This is a genomic window from Maribacter caenipelagi, from assembly GCF_004364175.1.
Lineage (GTDB): Bacteria > Bacteroidota > Bacteroidia > Flavobacteriales > Flavobacteriaceae > Maribacter > Maribacter caenipelagi.
Genome location: NZ_SNZW01000014.1, coordinates 75,255 through 96,877 on the forward strand (window position 1 = coordinate 75,255; position 21,623 = coordinate 96,877).

Genomic DNA, 21,623 nt, shown 5'->3' on the forward strand with positions numbered 1-21,623 from the left:
ATGGATAGATTAATATGAATTGTTTATAATGATGGTGCTACAGGAAAATCAACTGGTACTTGTGTAGTACTATGTATATAGTTCGAAATTGTTTTGTCACCTACTAAAGAAAGAGTGTCTATTAAATTAGCTTTTGTATAACCTGCGGCAAAATAGTTTTCTAAAACATTTTTATCTGTACGTCCTCTATTTTCCGTAACGTTTTTTGCTAACTGTGCCAGTGCATCTAGTTTTGTATTGAAGGAAGCTTTCCCTGCTCTAAGTTCAAGAATTTGCTCATCATTAAATCCGTTCATTTTACCAATTGCCGTGTGTGCAGATAAACAGTAGATACAATTGTTTACTTGGCTAACAGCTAAGTTTACAACCTCTTTTTCTTTAGCTGACAATGATGTTTTAGCATTGGCAAAGTTTAAATAGTTTTCTAAAGCTGTATTACTATTTGCATAGGTTGCATATAAGTTTGGTACAAAGCCTAATGCTTTTTTAAGGTGATCAAAAATAGCTTGATTATTTTCGCTTACTTCTTCTCTTGTTGGTACATTAAATGTGCTCATGATTTTAATTTTATTTTATAATAATTTTATTTGATTATCTGGTACAAAGGTATATTCAGTCTAATGTTCTAATCATGTAGATACTTCCTTTCTACGTGTCAATTATTCCTTTATAAAAAAGAATTGAATGCTTTGGTTAATTTTGAAGAGCTGTCAGAATCACAGTAGTAATCTGATAAATAGTTATGATTACAATGTTTTTCTACATTAATGGTATTAGTTATTACCGCCTTCTTAGATGTAAATATTTCTATTAAATTGAAAATTGATTTGTGTTTTAAGTTCATGTCTTTAATGTTTTAATTCTACACTACAAAGATTTAGTTATCATGAATCTTAAAATGGGCAATATCACCCGAAATGTTGTCAATATTTCCCTAAACTATTTTTTGAGTTGTTTTTTGAAATCTGAAGGAGATTGCTGTGTTTGCTTTTTAAACAAACGACTTAAATGAGAGGCATCATCAAAGCCTATCTCATAAGCTATTTCTTTTGTCGTCTTATCAGTGTAAATAAGTAATCGCTTTGCCTCAAGAATTATACGCTCATGAATTATTTGTAACGGAGTGGTATTGAATTTGGAGAAGGTGTTGGAAAGTGTTTTTGATGATTTAAATAGTTTATCCGCATAAAATGAAACAGAGTGTTCTGTCCTGTAATGAGTTTCAACTAATAGATTAAAACCTCTTAATAAATCAACCTTTACATCATTGGATTCATTGCTGAACCCTTCTTTAGCCTTAAGAAGTCTGGTACTCATAATCATAAAACGAGCCATGAGCATACGAAGCATTTCTGCTTGTATAGTATCTTCTGTTTCTAACTCATCGACAAACACCTCGTGCAACGTATCGAATTTTCGTTGCTCTTTTTCGCCTAAATCTATAACAGGTATGTGAGCATTACCAAAAAATAATAAACCTGCACAACTAACTTCTTGATCATGATCTTTAATGCAATAAAACTCCCGATTGAATTGATAGACAACTAATTCGCTGCCTTCTGTATATCGAAAAAACTGGACAGGAGTCAGTGCCAATAAACTATCTTCAGATATGGTATACGGAACACCATCTACTTCTAGAGAAGCTTTTTGAGTAGTGGTTCTAATAAAAATATAAATTCCGGCTTGCTTTGGTTTTCTATAAGTTTCTAATAATAACTCATTACCAATTTTAAGTAATCCACCAGTACTAAAATCTTTAAAAACTTCTTGCATGAAGTTTTGGTCTAAAAAAAGGTTTAATCATTACATATGTAATAATTCAAACTTTCTATTTTTTAAACAACAGTTTTATTAAAACCTCACAGAAACCTTACCTCTTAAATAAAATGGAGTACCGGGAGTAAAATGAATTTCTTCTACCGATGCTGTTTCATTGAACAGTCTACTTTCTGTAGCGAACTGTGTTTCGTTCCACTCTGTATCAAATAGGTTTTCTACGATTACACCAACCGTCCAGTTTTTAATATGGTAGTTCAGGTTTAAGTCCGTTACAAAGTAACCTTCTGCAATAATGCTATTAACTTCGTTTGCAGCTCTATCTCCTAAATATCTATAATTTAAATTCCCAGAGAAATTCCCTAAATCGGTAATTGATAGTCCGCCTACAGCAGTAAAATCTGGGGCTAAAGGAATATAATCTTCGCCATCTGCTTCTTCTGTACTTCTAGCATAGGTGTAATTAACATCACTGTAAAGGTATAGCCAATCTAACATTTGATAACGAGCACCTACTTCTATACCAACTCTTCTGGTTTTACCACTTGGCTCAACAATACCTGCATCACCAACATACACAAATTCTTGATCTAAAATTAAGCCCCATAAAGTTGCATTTAACACAAGCTTATCTATAGGTTTAATGATAGTTCCGAAATCTACGCCATATGCTTTTGGCAGCACATCTCGACCTTCATTTGCAGTAACCACGCGTGCATCGTTTGAGTGAAATCCTAAGCCCGTTTTCAAAAATAATTGCCAATTTCTATTGACAGAATATAATGTGTTGAATTTCGGACTCACTATTGCCTTGCTTTCGCTTTTGTTATCATACAACTCACTTAGTTTGTTCTCATAGTTGAAGTTGAAGTAATCTAATCGTACAGAAGGATTAAAGGTCCAGTTTCCTGTTTTATATTCTCCATTCAAAAACCCGTATATATTGGTTTCATCAACATCGCCAAATGCGTATTGTTCTAAAGATGTTTTTCTGTTTAAGGTATGCTCTAGCGTTACATCATCTACATTATCATTTTTAAATCCGATTCCTGCAGCATATTTGAATCTATCGTCAGCACCAACAGCAATATCTATTTGTTCGAAAACAGTTTCGGCGCCCATAATCGTTCTGTCTTCATACTGTCGTATTTGATCACCATTTATAGGGTCTTCTAAGAAGAATGTAAAATTAGAGAACAGTTCAAAATCATACTTACTTACAAAAGCACGTGTCTTTAAAAATTGATCTTCACCTAAGAATTTGGTATGATTCAACATTACATTTGTTCTACTTGTTTGTCCGCCCTCAGTGTCATCAATAGCACCAAAACGACCTATGATATTTTGATCAATGGCGCGTTGTGGAATTTGACCAGAGGCATCCCACTTACTTTGAAAATGAGAAGCGGTTATTGTCAGTTCTTCCTTTCCTATATCTTTATAATGATAACGACCCAAAATATTTACTCGGTTGAAGTTTTGCGGAGAGTCAAATGGTCCGTCAGTTAAATAAATTTCTGAGGCTAAATACGCATCACTTTTACTACTTTTTAAAATATTAAAAAGCCCAACAAACCTATTCGTATTATATTGTCCGGTTTCATAAGAAACCATACTTTTAGCTACACTTTTCTTAAGGCTTAAATCAACATATCCTGCCGTATTAAAATCTCCTTTATCAGCGTAATACGGTCCTTTTCCGAAGTTAATGTTATCTATAGTTTCAGGTATTACAAAGTGTAAATCTGCATAGCCTTGTCCGTGGGCATGAGATACCATGTTTACGGGCATTCCATCTACACTGATGGCGACATCTGTACCATGGTCAATGTCAAATCCTCTTAAAAAAATCTGTTCTGCTTTACCGCCACCTGCATGCTGACCAATTAAAAGACCGGGTACTTTTCTAAGTATTTCTTGAGATGATTTTACAGGATCGTTCTGCACATCTATATGTACAATTTTGCTCATTGCATCTACCTTTGAAACTACAACCACTTGATCTAAATTGATGCTCGATTCCTCTAAGGTAATAGTAATTCCGTTCTTTATATCTTGTTGCTTAATAACGAGTATAAAGGTTTTAAAACCTAAATTAGAGAAGTATACAGAATCATTTATTGATGTTGATGGTAGTGAAAATTTACCTGATAAATTGGTATGGCTGTGTTGACCAGATGTTTGATTAAAAATGCCAACGTTTTCTAACGCAATACCTTCTTTATCGGTTACTTTTCCTTTTAGGTTTTGTGCTTCTACACTTTTTGACGCTATAAGTAAAAAGTTGAATATCAGCAGCTTCAATGCCCAATTACAGCTATAATTCATAAAATAAAATTTTGATAGGGTTGTCTTTTGCAATACCTACGATAAAAAACAATAAAGGTTTTAACGATTGTTAGAAAACGGCAAACTTATTGGATATGGATGCTAGCCTTAATTTTTACGGTTTATAACAATGTTTTAACGGTAAGAGTCAAAATGCTCCATTTAATAGTAAGATCTTTGTACCATAAACAAATATATTACAAACATATATGAGCAATCAAGCATTATTAACCCCGTTTCATAAGAATTTAGACTTAAAAAATAGGGTAGCTATGGCACCTATGACCAGAAGTAGAGCGGCAAATGAAGGAAATATACCTACCGAAGATTTACATGTTACATATTACGTTCAAAGAGCATCTGCAGGATTAATTATTACCGAAGGTTCGCAAGTTTCAAAAGATGCCGTAGGTTATATAAACACTGCGGGAATTTATTCTAAAGAACAGGTAGAAGGCTGGAAAAAAGTAACAAAAGCCGTTCACGAGAAAGGTGGAAAAATATTTATTCAATTGTGGCATGTAGGGCGCATGTCTCACCCAGATTTTCATGATGGTGAGTTGCCATTGGCTCCGTCAGCGTTAAATCCGAATGCGAAATCTTATACACCTGAAGGATTTAAAGATACCGTGACCCCAAAAGAAATGACCATAGAAGATATTAAACAAACGGTTAAAGATTTTAAAAACGCTGCTATCAATGCTATTGAAGCCGGATTTGACGGGGTAGAAATTCATTCTTCTAACGGCTATTTATTTCATCAATTTTTTAATGGAACATCCAATCACAGAACGGATGAATATGGTGGGAATATGGAAAATCGAACACGTTTCTTTTTTGAAGTTTTAGATGCCATGAAAGAGGTTATTCCGCAAGAAAAAATAGGAGTACGATTTAATCCGTCTTTGAACGGTATGTTCGGTATTACTTTAGATGAAGAAACAATACCAACTTTCGAATTTATTATTAAGAAACTGAATGATTATGATCTGGCTTATGTTCATCTATCAGAACCATTTAATGACGTATCTAATGTACCATTCGCCGTAGAACATATTGCGAAGCATTTTAGACCTCTTTATAATGGAACCCTAATGATCAATGCTGGCTTTGACCAAGAATCTGGTAATAAAGTTATTGAAGAAGGTTATGCGGATTTAGTTGCATTCGGAAAACCGTTTATTTCTAATCCGGATTTGGTAGAACGTTTCGAACATAATTATCCAATTGCAGAATGGGATGCAGACACCTTTTACACTCCAGGTAAAGAAGGTTATATAGATTATCCAGAATACAGCGAAGAAAACTAAAGCTTTAAAGAAGCGATGTAAAAATAAAAGCAGCCATTTGGCTGCTTTTATTTTCTTTACTATCTAATATTTTCGTTGTCCTGCTCTAAATTTTCATTTTCTGATCCGCCTTGGCTATATAGTTGATTCTCTTCATCTTTTAATTTAATTTGATTTTTAGGTAAACTACGTCCAGGTACATCTAGATCATTTCCAGCAAAATCAATATCATTCTCTCGATTAATTAATTGAATATCATCTCCACCATCAGTTCTAGAATTTTTTGTCTTTTCTCCTAATGCAGATAAATCTTCTTTTGTAACATCAGAATTATAGTCCGCTTTCTTATTTTCATTTTTCATAGTTATTTTATTAAATATTAGAAACTCAAGGTATATGTTCATATTAGTAAACATTATCGCTTTCCCATTATATTTATGCTCTTTTAAAGTAAAATGAATTAAAAAACTCGAAGTCAATAAACAAATGTAATCGTGTTAAGAAAAAACGTTAAAGCACTAAAGTTAACGGTGGCATTTAGCCAACTTGCAAATAAATAATTTGAAAATGGAAAATGTATTAGTAGCTGGTGCCAACGGTACCACAGGAAAAAAAATAGTAAACCTTTTAAAGAGTTCTCAATATTTCGAGCCTATCGCCATGGTGCGTAAAGAGGAACAAAAAGAACAGTTTGAAAAGGAAAATATAAAAACAGTACTTGGTGATTTAGAAAAAGATTTATCACATACGGTAGAAAATATAGATAAGGTAATTTTCGCTGCTGGATCTGGCGGCAAAAAGGTAGTCGAAGTAGATCAAGAAGGCGCCAAAAATTTAATAGACGCTTCTAAAAAAGCAAATATTAAAAAGTTTGTTATGTTAAGTTCAATGGGGGCAGATAACCATGAAGAAGCTAGCGATTTAAAAGAATATTTAAAAGCAAAACACAATGCAGACGAATATCTTAAAGCTACAAATTTAATGCATGCGATTGTAAGACCTGGTTCTTTAACAAATGATGCTGGTACCGGCAAAATTGAGTTAAAATCTAAATTAAACAAGCAAGGTTCTATCACTAGAGATGACGTAGCGCAAACCCTAGTAAGGTCGTTACATGATGATGCCGCTATAAATTCGACTTTCGAAATTATACAAGGCGATACATTAATAGGTAAAGCTATGGATGCTTAATAGGCAACGATAAATATTCTATTAAAAAATATATAAGTCAATTCTAGCGCTGTTAGTTTTGGCTTTTTTAAGTTTAAAAATATTTTACAATACCTTTTCAAAATATTAATACTAAAGCATGTTACGTATCTTCGTAATAACTAAACAATCGAAATATGAAAATTCCATTTTTAAAGATGGCTATGGCGCTAGCCTTAGCGATATCGATACAATCTTGCAAAGAGAATAAAAACGAAAGCAATGATAGCGCTGTAACTGAAGTAGAACTTGATAGCACAGATTTGGCTTTGTTAGACTTAAACTTACCAGAAGGTTTTGAAATTAAAGTTTACGCGAGGGGAGTAGATGGTGCTCGATCTATGGCTATGGGTGATGATGGAACGCTATTCGTTGGTACACGTACTGAAAATAATGTTTACGCGATTCAAGATACTAATGGAGATTTTAAAGCTGATAATATTATGGTGCTCGATACGATGGAAGTACCCAACGGTATTGCTATGAGAAATGGAGATTTGTACGTAGCGCAAGTGGGTAGTCTATGGAAATATCCAAATATTGAAGATCAAATAGGTGGTGAGGTAAATAAGGAATTAATTTATGATGATTTTCCGACGGAATTTCATCATGGTTGGAAATATATAGCATTCGGACCAGACGATAAGCTTTATGTACCTGTCGGTGCCCCTTGTAATATTTGCAACAGAACAGATGAAGATGAGCGATTTGGAACTATCTCAAGAATGGACCCTGACGGAAGCAATCGTGAAATCTATGCTAGAGGAGTTAGAAACTCTGTCGGATTCACTTGGCATCCTGATACGAAACAAATGTGGTTTACCGATAATGGTCGCGACATGTTAGGTGATGATATTCCTCCTTGCGAACTAAATACGGTGACCGAAGCTGGTCAGCATTTCGGGTATCCATTTTGCCATGGTGGTATTGTAAAAGATCCAGAATTTGGAGATTTGCGTCCTTGTTCAGATTTTGTCGCCCCTGCTTTACAGTTAGATGCTCACGTTGCTCCATTAGCTATAAAATTTTATACCGGTACTATGTTCCCTGAAGAATATAAGGGTAAAGCTTTTATTGCAGAACACGGATCATGGAACAGAAGTAAAAAAGTCGGTTATAGAATAATGTTGGTTGACATTGAAGATGGTAAAGTTGTTAATAGCGAAACTTTTATTGACGGTTGGTTAGATGAAGTAGCTCAAAAAGCAACCGGAAGACCAGTTGATTTATTAATATTAGATGATGGTTCTATGCTTATTTCTGATGATTACGGAGATGCAATTTATAGACTTTCATACAGTAATACCGCCGTTGTGAGTAACTAATAAGAACAACATCTTAAATTTATAAAAAGCAGCCATCAACGGCTGCTTTTTTAGCTACGAAATGTTTATGTTCTTTTCGCAACCCTTATATTTATAATTCGAATGTATTTCAACTTCAACAGCGTACTATGAACAACTCTAATTCTCGTAGAACATTTTTAAAACAGACAGGTGTACTTTCGGTAAGTTCTATACTGCCATTATCTGTTCTGCCAATGGATTATAAATATAAAATGGGCTTGCAATTATTTACTATTCGAGATGCAATGTCTAAAAACCCGATGGAGAGTATTAAATATACACGTGAATTAGGATACGTTGACGGAGAAATTTATGGTTATGATGTTGATAACGATACGTATTACGGTATAAAATCTAAGGAATTTAAAAAACAGATAGATGATTTAGATTTTACCATTTCAAGCGGACATTACGATTTCTCTAGTCGATTTATGGAGCCTAAAGAAAAGCTCGAACGTTATGTAGACCAATGTATAGAAGGTGCTGCCACCTTAGATAGCAAATACATTACATGGCCATGGCTGGCGCCCGAATATCGAACAATTGAAAATTTTAAAATTCTAAAGGATAAATTAAATGTAATAGGAGAGCAGGTAACCAATGCCGGATTGCAATTCGCTTATCACAATCACGATTTTGAATTTACAGATCATAATGGTGAGCAAGGCTATGATATAATTTTATCTGGTACAGATGCAAATTTGGTAAAACTACAGATGGATATATATTGGGTCGAACATTCTTCAGATAAGAGTCCGGCAGAATTAATTGCCGAAAATCCTGGCCGATATGTGATGTGGCATATAAAAGATATGGACAAAGTAACTCGAGATTATTCTGAAATGGGTAACGGATCTATAGATTACAAAAGCATATTATCATCTATCAACAAAGATGATTTGCAATATTACTATATAGAGCAAGGTGGTAATTTTGCCGAAAACTCTATGCAAAGTATAACCGATAGCGCTACCTATTTCAAAATGAATCTTCAACGTTATTTATAAGTTTTATGAATTACCCTGATAAAGTATATCTAAACGGAAGTATTGTAAATCCTGCGGATGCTAAAGTTTCAGTTTTCGATCGCGGATTTATTTTCGGTGATGGATTATACGAAGTGATGGTTCAGATAAATGGAAAATTTTTCTATGAGAAAGAACACTTAGACCGCTTAAAATCGGGACTACTAAAAATTAATATAGATTTTGACGTTAGCCTTCTTTCCAATGAAATTACCACTTTATTAAAAGTGGCAGAGCTAACAGATAAAGATTGTATGCTTTACATACAAATTACTAGGGGAGTAGCACCAAGACAACATTCCTTTCCTAATGACATTAAACCAACGGTTATGATGTATGCAGTACCAAAACTTTTGCCTGAAATAAATACTACAAATGCACATGTAATTACTAGAAGTGATTTTAGATGGTCTCGCTGCGATATTAAAATGACGTCTCTTTTAGGAAATGTGATGCTTAATGAAGAAGCTATGCAACATGAGTGTTACGAAACCATATTACATAGAAATGGCGTTTTCACCGAAGCATCGCATTGTAATGTGTTTTTTGTAAAAAATGGTGTCGTATACACGCATCCGGCAGATGAGTATATTCTTAATGGTATTACTAGAATTGTAGTGATCGAGCTTTGCCACGCTCTTGATATAGAGATAAAAGAAACGCCTATTTCATTACAGGAAATCGATACTGTTGACGAAGCGTTTTTAACAGGTACGAGTACACAGATTGCTGCGATTCAAAAAATTGATAACCATTTGCTATTTACAGAAAATAAAAAAGGCCCTGTAACTCAAAAATTACAAGAGGCCTTTTTAAAACTTAAATAAAATATTAGTCTACCTTGAAATATGTAAAAAATTCATCTGCATCTTTTATATCCATAAGGTTTAAAATGTAGCATACTTCACTTAAATCAGAAAAATCCAATCCGCCTTCAGCAACACTTTCATTTAAATATCTACCATCTTTACCATTATATTGATTTCCTAAACGAATAGCAGTAGCCCAAACCTTTGTTAAATGTTCGTCATTCAATTTAGATTCCCAATCAACTTTTCCTTCGGACTTAAAACCTGGGGTACCATTACCTACGGCATTTCCATCGGCAATTTTGTGGTAATCTATAACCGTTTTTGTATATATTAGTTTAACAGGTTCGGTAACCGACTCGTTCCAATCGCTATGCTGAACCACATGAACTTTCTCTTTTATATTGAAAGTAGGATGCTTTTCTGAAAGTTTTGAAACCCAATCAGAAGTAAAATCAGATTGCCCCGCTTCAGCGACCCATATAGAACCACCGTTATCAATGATTTTTAATGCTTTATTTAACACTTTATCAACCGAAGTTTTCCATTCTTTATCTGCATCTATCCAATTTTCATTGAATGCTATTTGCATTAATTCGTTTGGTGGTACATATAAACCTTTTTGAATGCCATAAGTACCTGCAACAGCAATGTAATTTAAGTCCTTATAGTCTGGGTGATTTATTAACGTAGCAAAACCTGCAGCGGTATGCAAATCGTCAATATCGGTTTTACAATCTAACTGTAACAATAATAAATCATTAGATATATCGAATTTAGGTTTTTGAGCTAGTGTAGTAAAATTTAAAAGCAAAATAAATAACATACCTAATAAGGCATTTTTATATTGGAATAAGTTTTTCATTCTGTTGAATATTGATGTTGATAAATGTTGTTTCCTCTAAAGTATCATAAATTACCCTACTATAATTCAAGATTTGAATCTAAAATTGTTCCGATTTTAAATTTTAAAATTTATAATTGAGTGAGAATTTATAGTCCAAAAAGGCTTATAAATCATCATTTAGCTTATTTCAAGTCCGAAAACTCTTAAAGTCTTCACAAAAAACAGATATAAAAGAACTTTAAACGCTGTTTGTCAACTATTGGCGTCATCTTTGTCTCTTAATAAGTATTATAAATTAAATTACATTACAATGAGTAAAGGAACAGTAAAATTTTTCAACGACACAAAAGGTTTCGGTTTTATCACTGAAGAAGGAGTTGAAAAAGACCACTTTGTACACATTTCAGGTTTAATCGACGAAATTCGTGAAGGCGATGAAGTTGAATTCGAACTTAAAGAAGGAAACAAAGGATTAAACGCAGTGAACGTTAAAGTTATCTAAGACATATATACTTTCAAGTTTAATAAAAAGCTCTTCAGAAATGAAGAGCTTTTTTTATTACCGCTCATTTTTAAGTCTATCGAAATCTTTTTCTAATTGAAATAATTTCTCTTCTAGATTAAAATTCGTCTCTGGCAATCTGTGATAGAACACATAACGAACACGCCACATCTCTTTTATTTCTTTAGATTGTAATTCTATATCATCTACATTTTTATGTTCTGCACGAAGTACATAAGTATCATTGGTTATAAATAATCGTCTTAGAATGATGCTTTTATCCGTAATAACAAAAACAAGTGTTCCATTATTTAATTTAGAATATACCGTTGGAGGTATCCATTCACCTATAGCGATATCTTTTGGAAACATGCCCAATTCATTTTTACTCATTTCTAAATTCTGTACCGTATAAGCACGAAATTTCTTATCAGGATTTATAGGTAAAGATAAAAACGGTAAGTCTTGAATGTAAGAATCCTTATTATAATACTTAATATAATCTGACTGATTTAGTGTAGTAATGCAAGGTACTTTTATAAAAAACTCTTGCTCTCCTAAATCTTGTTCGACGGTTAAATTTCCTTTAAACTTTAATAAATTATTTACGGTTAATTCTGTAGTTAATAGGTCATCTATCGGGATGCTAAAATAATTAGCAATTTTAATTAGTGTTTCTAATTTAGGTTCACTTCGCCCTTCTTCATAGGCACCTAAAGTACCTCTTTTAAGCTCAAATAGCTCTGCAAACGCCTGTTGACTTAGACTTTTTAAACTCCTTATTTTTCTAATATTCTTTCCGAAGTATGACATATTTTGCTAATATAATTTGCAATTAATAAAAATATTATTATATTTGTCTAACAAAATTAGCAATAATTATTTAATCTGCTATTATTTTGAGCTAGTATTTTATATTAACCGATTTTAAAACACAATATTATGTTCATCGTCGTTGTTTACATTTTAGCTTTATTAATCTGAATTTAAAAAAACACAACAATAATATGTTGTAATATTGAATCTAAGAATCCACCTACATAAACCAACACCTATGAAAAACCATTTTAATATAACCAGAGATTATCTTCTTCAATTAAACTTTAATATCTTAAAAGAGAATAGGGCAGACGGAATTTTGGTTGTAGAGAAAGAAGACTTCGGAATAAAGAATTTGATTTTAGGGGTTTCACCACCAATTTTGATAATGGAACAATTTATATTTTCTGTTCATAATCAATCCGAAAAAATCTTTAAGAATTTACTTCAAAAAAATAGAGATATCATTCATGGAGCTTTTGTTTTAGATGAAACAGCAAATCGGGTCATATTCAGAGACACGTTACAAATCGAAAATATGGATCTAAATGAGTTTGAGGCCAGCCTCAATTCTTTAAGCTTACTAATGAGTGAATACTCAGATCAAATAATTGAATTTTCTAAATATTAAAAATAAAAATCATGAATATATTTAAAAGACTATTTAAAATAGGAGAGGCTGAAACCAATTCAGCAATTGATAAAATGGAAGATCCTATAAAAATGACAGAACAGGGCATTAGGGATATGAAATTAGATCTTGATAAAAGTTTAGAAGCTCTTGCACAAGTAAAAGCACTTGCAATACGTTCTAAGAATGATCAAGACGTATATAAAAACAAGGCAAAGGAATATCAAGACAAAGCCATTATTATATTAAAGAAGGCGAACAGTAAAGAAATGGATGCTGCCGAAGCAGATAGACTTGCAAAAGAAGCTTTAGTCCAAAAAGAAACAAATGAAAAGCAATTAGCAGCTACCAAAACCGAAACTGAAAAATTCGAAGCTAATGTTAGTCAAATGCAAGGTAATGTTGAAGCTTTGAAAGCCAACATTGGTAACTGGGAAAATGAGCTTAAAACGTTAAAAGCCCGTGTTAAGGTTAGTAATGCCACGAAAAATTTAAATAAGCAAATGGCTGAATTAGATAGTACTGGTACGGTGTCAATGCTTGAAAGAATGAAAGAGAAAATTGCTCAAGAAGAAGCCTTAGCCGAAGCTTATGGCGATATAGCAAAATCTAGTAAATCTATAGATGAAGAATTAGACAAAGCTGCTGATACCACTGAAGCCGCTGCAGATGATGAACTTCAAAAATTAAAAGAACAACTAGGGTTTAACAAATCCAAAAAATAATAATTTGAATCAACTAATAGACATATTGTTTTCTGAGGTAAATATTACATTGACCTTATTATTGATACTTCTTCTAGTGTATTGGATCATTACCATGATAGGTGGTCTTGACTTTGATTTAGATGTTGATGTCGATATTGACGTAGATGCAGATATAGATTTGGACTCCGGTATTGAAGGGGGTAATCTTGATTTTGAAGATATCTCCAATACAGAAGTTAATCAAGATGACGTTTTAGGAAAAAAGCGTAGACCGCTAAAATGGTGGCAAATTTTCCTTATCTACTTCAACTTTGTAGGGCTACCTTTTATGTTTACGTTTACCTGCTGGATATTTGTTTGGTGGTTGATTACAACACTAATGACCACTATAACTTTTACATATGAAAACTATTTTGGTTTTATAATTATGATCGGTGCATTTTTTCCCGCATTATTTATTAATAAGCTATTTACCGCTCCGTTTAAAGGCTTCTTTAAGCAATTAAATAAAGATGGTGATGCACCCGTAGACTTTTTAGGCAGGCAAGCTACTTTGCTATCTAATATTAGTGAAGATAAAATGGGTAATGCAGAAGTTAAGGCAGATGGTAATAGTCATTCTATTTATGTAAAGTCTTTAGACCGCAAACCCTTAACCTATGGCAGTTCGGTTTTAATCATCAAAAGATCTGCGGATCATACATATTTTTTAGTTCAATCTTATAATCAATAAATCTTAAATCATTTATGGAATCCATCTTTTCAATTATCGGTATAGGTCTCGGGATTATCCTCTTCCTTATCATTGTTTATTTTGCAATCATTGCAATGTTCTACAAAAAAGTTCATCAAGGTCAAGCTTTGGTCAGAACCGGATTTGGAGGAACTAAAGTAGCTACAGACAAAGGTCTGTATGTTGTACCAGTATTTCACAGGGTTGAAGTAATGGATATTTCAGTAAAGAAAATTCAAATTGAAAGACTCGCTACTGAAGGTTTAATTTGTAAAGATAATATGCGTGCCGATATTAAAGTGGCATTCTTCGTTAGAGTAAATAATGAAGTTGATTTCATTAAAAAAGTAGCACAAACCATTGGTGTTCAAAGAGCATCTCGCCAAGAAACCCTCGAAGAGTTATTTGAAGCTAAGTTTTCTGAAGCTCTAAAAACAGTTGGTAAGAAGTTCGATTTTATTCAATTATATGAAGCACGTAGAGAGTTTAGAGATGAAATAGTTGATATCATCGGTACAGACCTTAACGGGTATACTTTAGAAGATTGTGCTATTGACTACCTAGAACAAACCGCTGTTGCACATTTAAGGGCAGATAATATTCTGGATGCTGAAGGTATTAAGAAAATCAATGATTTAACAGCAGCCCAAAATGTTATGTCAAATCTTATTAAGCGTGATGAGGAGAAAACTATCCGTAAGCAAGATGTTGAAGCACGTGAAGCTATTCTAGAACTTGACAAACAATTAGCTGAAAAAGAAGAACAGCAAAAAAGAGAAATTGCGAATATTAAATCTCGTGAAGAATCTGAAATATTAAAGGTGTCTGAAGAAGAGTTATTAAAGTCCGAAACTGCGCGTATTGCAACTCGTGAAAAAGTGAAGGTTGCCGAAGAAAACATGGAGCGTCAAATAATTGTTGCTTTAAAGAATAAGCAACGTACAGATGCCGTGGAAACAGAGAGAGTTGAAAAGGATAGACTTTTAGAAGCTACCGAAAGAGAAAGGGTTGTTACTCTTGCACAGATTGAAAAAGAGAAAGTTGTAGAAGTAGAGAAGAAGAATATACAAGATGTTATTCGTGATCGTGTTACTCTTGAAAAAGGAGTAGTGGAAGAACAAGAAAACATGAAAGATATTCAAGCTTTCAAAACTGCCGATAGAGATAAGCAAGTAAAAATTACAATTGCCGAAGCAAATGCTCAAGAAGACTTAATTAAAACAATCAAAGCTGCAGAGGCGCAAAAAGAAGCTGCGAAGCAAAAAGCTGAGGAGATTAACATTGAAGCTTTAGCTCATAAAGAAGCTAGTGAAAAAGAGGCTGAAGCTCGGAAAATTTTAGCGGAAGCTCAAGCGAAAGAAGAGGCAACCGTTGGTATGTCTGAAGCTCAGGTAATGCACGCGAAAGCTGATGCTTACGAACGTGAAGGAATTGTACAAGCCATTATTATAGAGAAAAAAGCGAAAGCAGAAGCTGTTGGTATCGAAGCGAAAGCAGAAGCGAAACGCAAAGACGGCTTGGCAGAAGCAGATGTTATAAAAGAAAAAGCTTTAGCAGATGCCGCTGGTATTGAAGAGAAAGCGAATGCAATGAAGAAATTAGATGGTGTTGGTAAAGAGCACGAAGAATTTAAATTGCGTTTAGATAAAGAACTACAAGTAGATCTTGCTCACATCAATATTCAAAAAGATATAGCAGATGCTCAGGCACAAGTTATTGGTGATGCACTTAAGGCTGCTAAAATTGATATTGTTGGGGGTGAAACTATGTTCTTTGATCAAATAATCGGACAAATAACTAGAGCGAAAGGGTATGATAGATTAGTTGAAAATAGCACCAACATACAAGATGTAAAAGATGCCATTTTAGGTAGTGATGATGTAAAAGGTAATTTATTGGAGAAAGTAAAAGAATTCGCTGATAAATATGGTATTTCATCTGAAGATCTTAAAAATGTTACTATTGCTAATTTACTGATGGACCTAAAGTCAAAGTCTAACGATACCGATGAGCAAACGTTATTTAGTAACCTGTTTAACCTTGCAAAAGGTTTAGGTATGGGTGATAAAAAGCTAAGGTAGTTGCTTAACTAAAAGAGTTTTTAAAGTCAATTATTAATGTAATACTAAAGCCTAGTTATTTTTATGGCAGAAGAATCCCGAACAGACAAAGCGGAAGAACATATTTTAGATGGTGGTACTTATGATGTAATTAAAAACCGACTGCAAAAGCAGAAGGAACTGTTACAGAGTAAGCTGATCGAGCTAAATAATGATAGAAAAACCGTTTTTGGCTCATTAGAAACGAAGCTTATTGCTAATGATAGAATCAATACAGAGAACAATTGTATAGCAAGAGATATCGTTTCTTTTGGTGACACTTGCCTGTTCGGGTATAATGTTCATTTTGGTCTTAGAACCGAGATAAATATTAAAGACGTTTTTAGCAGTTATACGTTTACAGATAACAGCTTTAAAGTAGCTAATCTAGATTTGTTAGAAGATGAAACCTTCAAAACAGATTTTACCAATTTATATAAATACTACAGAAATACGATATTTTCCAATTTTGCCATAATTGGAAATTATCTACATATGGTTTTTCAGCTAAGTGAAAGTCCTACGGATATCAAAACCTTTAAATGGATAGTGGTAGACAATTCGCTAAAATATATTGATAACCGTAGCGAACATGAATACAAATTTCCTGTTCAACAAGAGTTTAAATGGCAAGAAGCTACTAGAGATATGCATCGTTATGGTGTTCACTCTCATGTTTCAATTAAAGACCGGGTATTTGTAGAAACTATTGGTGGCGATCTTACTATTAAAATTGAGGACAATACTGCTGAAGGAAAAGGTATTTTAGATGAACCTGTAGAATATGTTGACCAAACTTTAGATGACGGTCAATATCGTTTTGGAGATTTAGGCAACCTTTTAATTTTAGAGATAAAGCCATTTCAAGAAGCTGCCCGTTATTTTGTTTTCAATGACAAAATGAGGGAGGTTCAAAAAATTGATTCTATTAAAGATGCCTGTATTTTACTGCCAGATGATCAAGGTATCATCTTTCCGACAGGGTATTATTTGCAAACGGGAGAGTATCACATTTTTGATAATGCTATCCCTAATGTAAAATTTCAAGAACGTATTATTTCTCCGAATGGAGAAGATCTTTTGTATGTTTTCTATTCCGCTGCAGAGGGGTTATATAACCTCATGTCTTATAATATCATAAGCCAGGTTATTAAAACGCCTATCATCTGTAATGGTTTTACAATTTTAGAAAATGGTGAACTTTGTTATTTCAAAACAGAGCAAGAACAAACCAAGCATCATGTTGTTCAAATTTGGCAAACACCTTATTTAAAAGGTGATTACGTGCCCTCGCAGCATGAAGACACCTTACTTTATAAAATAGGAAACAAAGATATTGTAAAAGCTATGGCAGAAGTCAATGGCTTAATTACATTATTGAATAAAAATGACAACTATGCCGGACTCTATAGTGATATTGCAAAGTTCTCGAAAGATATTTTAGATGCGTATTATTGGTTACCAGAGCCAGATACACATCAATTAAACGAGCCTATTGAAGAAATCAACAAAGCATCTAACGCTGCTATTGATGAGTTTGAAAAAGTAGTACAACTTCGTAAAAATGCTCAAAATCAATTAAAACTAATTCAACAGAATTCTGAGGAGTTATTTAATAAAATCAAAAGTACTTCATTTAAAAGTATTGATGAATTTGTTGCGTTACTTACCAGATTACGATCTTTAAGAGGTGAAGCTATTTCGCTCAAAGAAGTACGATATATTGATTTGGAATATATTGAGGTCCTGGAAGAGCAAATAGGGGAGCAGACTAAAAAGATATCTGAACGATGTGTTCAGTTTCTTTTAAACCCGAATGCGCTACAACCGTATCATGACGCTTTAAAAGATAAAAAAGAGTTTATAGCTACTGTTGAAAAGGTAATTGTAGCTAAAGAGAAGGAAGAAGAAATTAATGAGATTAGCACCCAACTAGAAATGCTGATCGATATTGTTTCTAATCTAGAAATTGAAGATACTGCCCATTCCACTAAAATAATCGATGATATTTCATTGATTTTCTCTACTATAAATGAACTTAAGGCGGCTTTAAAAAACAAAAGAAATTCTCTTGGTATATCTGAAGCCAAAGGAGAGTTTGCCGCTCAGTTAAAACTAATAGACCAAAGTATCATCAATTACCTTGATATGGCATCTACACCCGAAAAGTGTGATGAATATCAAACTAAAACATCTATACAATTAGAGGAGCTAGAAGGTAAATTCACCGACTTTGAAGAGTTTATTGAAACCATTATTGAAAAGAGAGAAGAGGTTTATGCGGCTTTTGATGCGAGAAAAAATTCTTTAGTTGAAAAACGAAATAAAAAATCTAGTGCCTTAGCAAACGCATCAGTAAGAATATTAAAGGGTGTTCAGAAAAAGGCACAGAGTTTTAATTCTGCTGTGGAAATCAACGGGTACTTTGCGTCTGATCTAATGATTAATAAGCTGCGTGATATCATTTCTCAGTTACAAGAACTTGATGATAGTGGTAAAGCTGAAGAGATTGAAACCCAATTAAAAACGGCTAGGGAAGATGCCCTAAGAAAGTTAAAGGATAAACTAGACCTTTATGAAGACGGTGATAGTGTAATTCGATTAGGAAAACACAAATTCGGAGTTAACAAACAACAGTTAGATCTTACCATTGTTTTTCATAATAATGAACTTAATTATCATTTAACAGGTACAGATTTTTATAAGGTACTGAATAATGAAGAGTTCGTTAAAAATAGACATTTATGGAATCAGGAATACGTTTCTGAAACTGATGACATTTATCGTGGCGCATATTTAGCTTATAAGATATTTACAAAATTTACCGAAGAAGATTTATTGCCTTTAAGTGAAGAAGAATTATTGAAACTTGTTCAAGAACAAAGTAGAAATGACTATTCTGAGGGCTATATTAAAGGAGTTCATGATGTAGATGCTTCTCGTATACTTAAGCTTTTAGTTCACAAACATCATGAATTGGATTTACTTACCTACCGACCAGAAATTAGAGGATTTGCCCAATTTTTCTGGAATGATTTAGATAAGGATGTAAAGAATGAGTTAGATAAAGGGTTAAAAGCTGCTGGTGAGGTTCTTCAATACTTCCCAGAGTCCAAAGAGTATACTTCTATAATTGAGGAATTAAAAAATAAAATTGAAGAGTTCGCGAAAGAAACGAAGCTTTTTGACGCACTTTTATGTGAAGATATTGCAGCGTATTTATTTGAAGAGCTTAAATCTGATGCAGAATTTGTGTTCAGCAGTTTTGCTATTCAGTTAAAAGATGAATTTATAAAATTACTTAAATCTCATCAGGCAGATTTAAAATTTAAGAAAAGTGTTGAAGAAGCTCCGAAACTAGCATCTAAGATCCGTTTGGTAAAACAATGGGTTGGTGCATTTTTAAAATCTAAGAAAAATGTAGGTGCTACTATTAACTTAAACAGATATGAAAATGAAATTGTTTCTGCGCTTCTTTTTAGAGATGAATCTGCTTCTAAAATTAAGGCTGTTTCACCTAATAAAGCTCTAAAAGACCTAAGGGGTTCTCACGAAACTATTGTTGAAGGAGTTTATCCATTCAATTATCATGATTTTATTTCTAGAATGAACTTATTTGTGTCAGATGAAGTTCCGGCATTTTTAAAGTTTAAAAAGACAAAACACGAAATAACCGAAAAACTAAAAATTGATTTAAAGTTAGAGGAATTTAAGCCAAGAGTGCTTACCTCATTCGTGCGTAATAAATTAATTGACGAAGTATATCTTCCAATTTTCGGTAACAATTTAGCGAAACAACTAGGTACGGTTGGGGCGAACAAACGAACTGACAGAATGGGTATGTTGCTATTAATATCTCCACCAGGTTACGGTAAAACTACCTTAATGGAATATATTGCTAATCGTCTAGGCTTAATCTTCGTTAAAATTAACGGTCCTGCTATTGGTCATGAAGTAACTAATGTTGATCCCGCCTCTGCTAAGAATAGTGCAGCAAGAGAAGAACTGAAAAAACTGAATTTAGCCTTTGAAATGGGGAATAATGTCATGCTATATCTTGATGATATTCAGCATTGTAATCCAGAATTTTTGCAGAAATTTATATCGCTATCAGATGGTACTCGTAAAATAGAAGGTGTTTATGAGGGTCAGCCAAAAACATATGATTTACGTGGCAAAAAGTTCTGTGTTATTATGGCCGGTAACCCATATACGGAAAGTGGAGAGAAATTCCAGATTCCAGATATGCTTGCTAACCGTGCCGATATTTACAACCTTGGCGATATTATTGGCGAAACCGAGCATTTGTTTAAACTTAGCCTTATAGAGAATTCACTTACTGCAAATCCTATTTTACAGCAATTGGCAAGCAAAGAATTTGACGATGTATATACGCTAGTTGAGCAAATTGAATCTAAGTCTGATGAAGGACAACTTATTGGTAATCATTCAAGTCAAGAAGTTGATGAGTATAAAAAGGTACTTGAAAAGGTTTTAAGAGTAAGAGATGTATTGCTAATAGTAAATGCAACCTACATTAAAAGTGCTGCCATGCAAGATGAATACCGTACAGAGCCTTCTTTTAAGCTTCAAGGTTCTTATAGAGACATGAATAAATTGGTGGCTCAAATAGTCCCAATCATGAACGAAAAAGAACTGAATACAATGTTACGTTCACATTATGAGAACGAAGCACAAACTTTGACAGGTTCTGCTGAGGCTAATTTATTAAAGTACAATGAGTTAATAGGAAATCTTTCAGCTGAAGAAGATACACGATGGAGTGCTATTAAAGAGCAATTTGTAAAGAATAATAGGCTAAAAGGATTCGGTAATGCTAATGAGATGGCACAAGTGCTTTCTCAAATGATGGATTTTTCTGAAAATTTAGCAGGTATTAAATCGGTTCTTGAAAAAGGACTCAATAACGAATAACAATTAATAAGAGGTTAATTTTTTCTTTTATTACTGAATTTCAAGCTTTCACGTCAAAATAAAGATGTAGTTTTGCACCCGCAAAAAAGCTGTATTATGAAGCGCATTAATGAATACAAGAAACTCTTCGGGGTTGAAAAAGAAATTGAACTTAAGGCACTTAAGTCCACGTATAGAGGTTTAGTTAAAGAATGGCACCCAGACAAGTTTCAAGAAGGTGATGAAAAAAGAGAAGAGGCTGAAGTTCAAAGTCGTCGTATAATCGACGGGTACCACTTTTTAGTAAGTATCGCTCCAGAAACTAAAGAAGCCAACAAAGAGGTATACAACGAGTCTATATACTCTGGTGTTGCCGATTTTCAGCATAATGGTTTAGTTTTAGAAGTTACTTTCGTTGATGGTGCTACTTATGAGTATTTCGGTGTAACGAAACCTATTTTTCAGAAAATGATCAATTCTAATAAGTTGAACAGATTCGCGAAAAGAACCATTTTCCCAAATTATTTGTACAGAAAATCGAAACGTGACCTTCAAGAGGCATAAACGTTTATAAATTAATGGTAAC

Annotated in this window: 18 protein-coding genes; 12 read left to right on the forward strand and 6 right to left on the reverse strand. The window is 33.4% G+C overall.

Features of this window, described 5'->3' with window-relative positions; translation table 11 throughout:
* Nucleotides 1–23 precede the first annotated feature (23 nt).
* The 3 genes from DFQ03_RS08260 to DFQ03_RS08270 all read right to left on the reverse strand — a co-directional run bounded on the left by DFQ03_RS08260 (nt 24) and on the right by DFQ03_RS08270 (nt 4,107).
* A complete protein-coding gene (locus DFQ03_RS08260) occupies nt 24–557 on the reverse strand; it encodes a carboxymuconolactone decarboxylase family protein (protein ID WP_133672708.1) in 534 nt (177 codons plus the stop codon).
* A 382-nt stretch (nt 558–939) separates the two neighbouring features.
* Nucleotides 940–1,776 (reverse strand): AraC family transcriptional regulator, encoded by an 837-nt coding sequence (locus DFQ03_RS08265; RefSeq protein WP_133672709.1) that lies wholly within the window; start codon nt 1,774–1,776, stop codon nt 940–942.
* A gap of 78 nt (nt 1,777–1,854) precedes the next feature.
* Nucleotides 1,855–4,107, reverse strand: coding sequence for a TonB-dependent receptor (locus DFQ03_RS08270; protein ID WP_133672710.1), 2,253 nt, complete (start codon nt 4,105–4,107; stop codon nt 1,855–1,857).
* Between the two features lie 209 nt (nt 4,108–4,316).
* Between DFQ03_RS08270 and DFQ03_RS08275 the strand changes: the two genes are divergently transcribed.
* Nucleotides 4,317–5,417, forward strand: coding sequence for an alkene reductase (locus DFQ03_RS08275; protein WP_133672711.1), 1,101 nt, complete (start codon nt 4,317–4,319; stop codon nt 5,415–5,417).
* Nucleotides 5,418–5,476: 59 nt separating this feature from the next.
* On the opposite strand, the gene DFQ03_RS08280 is transcribed toward DFQ03_RS08275, so the two are convergent.
* Nucleotides 5,477–5,758, reverse strand: coding sequence for a hypothetical protein (locus DFQ03_RS08280; RefSeq protein WP_133672712.1), 282 nt, complete (start codon nt 5,756–5,758; stop codon nt 5,477–5,479).
* A gap of 205 nt (nt 5,759–5,963) precedes the next feature.
* Here DFQ03_RS08280 and DFQ03_RS08285 point away from each other — a divergent pair, with 205 nt between their 5' ends.
* The 4 genes from DFQ03_RS08285 (at nt 5,964) to DFQ03_RS08300 (ending at nt 9,803) form a co-directional block, all read left to right on the forward strand.
* Nucleotides 5,964–6,587: an SDR family oxidoreductase gene (locus tag DFQ03_RS08285; protein WP_133672713.1), complete on the forward strand. Its 624-nt coding sequence runs from the start codon at nt 5,964–5,966 to the stop codon at nt 6,585–6,587.
* 155 nt (nt 6,588–6,742) lie between these two features.
* Nucleotides 6,743–7,930, forward strand: a complete 1,188-nt coding sequence (locus DFQ03_RS08290; RefSeq protein WP_133672714.1) for a PQQ-dependent sugar dehydrogenase — start codon at nt 6,743–6,745, stop codon at nt 7,928–7,930.
* 128 nt (nt 7,931–8,058) lie between these two features.
* A complete protein-coding gene (locus tag DFQ03_RS08295) occupies nt 8,059–8,958 on the forward strand; it encodes a sugar phosphate isomerase/epimerase family protein (RefSeq protein WP_208295900.1) in 900 nt (299 codons plus the stop codon).
* A gap of 5 nt (nt 8,959–8,963) precedes the next feature.
* Nucleotides 8,964–9,803: an aminotransferase class IV gene (locus DFQ03_RS08300; RefSeq protein WP_133672715.1), complete on the forward strand. Its 840-nt coding sequence runs from the start codon at nt 8,964–8,966 to the stop codon at nt 9,801–9,803.
* A gap of 4 nt (nt 9,804–9,807) precedes the next feature.
* On the opposite strand, the gene DFQ03_RS08305 is transcribed toward DFQ03_RS08300, so the two are convergent.
* Nucleotides 9,808–10,650 carry a hypothetical protein gene (locus DFQ03_RS08305; RefSeq protein ID WP_133672716.1) on the reverse strand — a complete coding sequence of 281 codons (843 nt, stop codon included), beginning with the start codon at nt 10,648–10,650 and terminating at the stop codon, nt 9,808–9,810.
* Between the two features lie 292 nt (nt 10,651–10,942).
* On the opposite strand from DFQ03_RS08305, the gene DFQ03_RS08310 reads away from it, so the two are divergent.
* Entirely contained in the window at nt 10,943–11,134 is a 192-nt protein-coding gene (locus tag DFQ03_RS08310) for a cold-shock protein (protein ID WP_027067037.1), read from the forward strand.
* 57 nt (nt 11,135–11,191) lie between these two features.
* Here the strand turns inward: DFQ03_RS08310 and DFQ03_RS08315 are convergent, their stop codons facing one another.
* Complete coding sequence (locus DFQ03_RS08315) at nt 11,192–11,947, reverse strand: helix-turn-helix domain-containing protein (protein WP_133672717.1); 756 nt, start codon at nt 11,945–11,947, stop codon at nt 11,192–11,194.
* Nucleotides 11,948–12,188: 241 nt separating this feature from the next.
* Here DFQ03_RS08315 and DFQ03_RS08320 point away from each other — a divergent pair, with 241 nt between their 5' ends.
* From DFQ03_RS08320 to DFQ03_RS08345, 6 genes are all read left to right on the forward strand, one after another.
* Nucleotides 12,189–12,584, forward strand: coding sequence for a type III secretion system chaperone family protein (locus DFQ03_RS08320; RefSeq protein WP_133672718.1), 396 nt, complete (start codon nt 12,189–12,191; stop codon nt 12,582–12,584).
* A gap of 11 nt (nt 12,585–12,595) precedes the next feature.
* On the forward strand, nt 12,596–13,309 hold the full coding sequence (locus tag DFQ03_RS08325; RefSeq protein WP_133672719.1) for a PspA/IM30 family protein: 714 nt from the start codon (nt 12,596–12,598) through the stop codon (nt 13,307–13,309).
* 4 nt (nt 13,310–13,313) lie between these two features.
* Nucleotides 13,314–14,024 carry an OB-fold-containig protein gene (locus tag DFQ03_RS08330; protein ID WP_133672720.1) on the forward strand — a complete coding sequence of 237 codons (711 nt, stop codon included), beginning with the start codon at nt 13,314–13,316 and terminating at the stop codon, nt 14,022–14,024.
* A 14-nt stretch (nt 14,025–14,038) separates the two neighbouring features.
* Nucleotides 14,039–16,105 (forward strand): SPFH domain-containing protein, encoded by a 2,067-nt coding sequence (locus tag DFQ03_RS08335; protein WP_133672721.1) that lies wholly within the window; start codon nt 14,039–14,041, stop codon nt 16,103–16,105.
* A gap of 63 nt (nt 16,106–16,168) precedes the next feature.
* Nucleotides 16,169–21,058 (forward strand): DNA repair ATPase, encoded by a 4,890-nt coding sequence (locus DFQ03_RS08340; RefSeq protein WP_133672722.1) that lies wholly within the window; start codon nt 16,169–16,171, stop codon nt 21,056–21,058.
* A 96-nt stretch (nt 21,059–21,154) separates the two neighbouring features.
* Nucleotides 21,155–21,601 (forward strand): KTSC domain-containing protein, encoded by a 447-nt coding sequence (locus tag DFQ03_RS08345; RefSeq protein ID WP_133672723.1) that lies wholly within the window; start codon nt 21,155–21,157, stop codon nt 21,599–21,601.
* The last annotated feature ends 22 nt before the right edge of the window (nt 21,602–21,623 follow it).

Bases quoted from the DNA above. Each gene is read 5' to 3' on its own strand.
- DFQ03_RS08315 (WP_133672717.1), bottom strand. From the start codon at position 11,947: ATGTCATACTTCGGAAAGAATATTAGAAAAATAAGGAGTTTAAAAAGT.
- DFQ03_RS08320 (WP_133672718.1), top strand. From the start codon at position 12,189: ATGAAAAACCATTTTAATATAACCAGAGATTATCTTCTTCAATTAAAC.
- DFQ03_RS08260 (WP_133672708.1), bottom strand. From the start codon at position 557: ATGAGCACATTTAATGTACCAACAAGAGAAGAAGTAAGCGAAAATAAT.
- DFQ03_RS08295 (WP_208295900.1), top strand. From the start codon at position 8,059: ATGAACAACTCTAATTCTCGTAGAACATTTTTAAAACAGACAGGTGTA.
- DFQ03_RS08340 (WP_133672722.1), top strand. From the start codon at position 16,169: ATGGCAGAAGAATCCCGAACAGACAAAGCGGAAGAACATATTTTAGAT.
- DFQ03_RS08280 (WP_133672712.1), bottom strand. From the start codon at position 5,758: ATGAAAAATGAAAATAAGAAAGCGGACTATAATTCTGATGTTACAAAA.
- DFQ03_RS08275 (WP_133672711.1), top strand. From the start codon at position 4,317: ATGAGCAATCAAGCATTATTAACCCCGTTTCATAAGAATTTAGACTTA.
- DFQ03_RS08335 (WP_133672721.1), top strand. From the start codon at position 14,039: ATGGAATCCATCTTTTCAATTATCGGTATAGGTCTCGGGATTATCCTC.
- DFQ03_RS08325 (WP_133672719.1), top strand. From the start codon at position 12,596: ATGAATATATTTAAAAGACTATTTAAAATAGGAGAGGCTGAAACCAAT.
- DFQ03_RS08305 (WP_133672716.1), bottom strand. From the start codon at position 10,650: ATGAAAAACTTATTCCAATATAAAAATGCCTTATTAGGTATGTTATTT.
- DFQ03_RS08285 (WP_133672713.1), top strand. From the start codon at position 5,964: ATGGAAAATGTATTAGTAGCTGGTGCCAACGGTACCACAGGAAAAAAA.
- DFQ03_RS08345 (WP_133672723.1), top strand. From the start codon at position 21,155: ATGAAGCGCATTAATGAATACAAGAAACTCTTCGGGGTTGAAAAAGAA.
- DFQ03_RS08270 (WP_133672710.1), bottom strand. From the start codon at position 4,107: ATGAATTATAGCTGTAATTGGGCATTGAAGCTGCTGATATTCAACTTT.
- DFQ03_RS08300 (WP_133672715.1), top strand. From the start codon at position 8,964: ATGAATTACCCTGATAAAGTATATCTAAACGGAAGTATTGTAAATCCT.
- DFQ03_RS08310 (WP_027067037.1), top strand. From the start codon at position 10,943: ATGAGTAAAGGAACAGTAAAATTTTTCAACGACACAAAAGGTTTCGGT.
- DFQ03_RS08290 (WP_133672714.1), top strand. From the start codon at position 6,743: ATGAAAATTCCATTTTTAAAGATGGCTATGGCGCTAGCCTTAGCGATA.
- DFQ03_RS08265 (WP_133672709.1), bottom strand. From the start codon at position 1,776: ATGCAAGAAGTTTTTAAAGATTTTAGTACTGGTGGATTACTTAAAATT.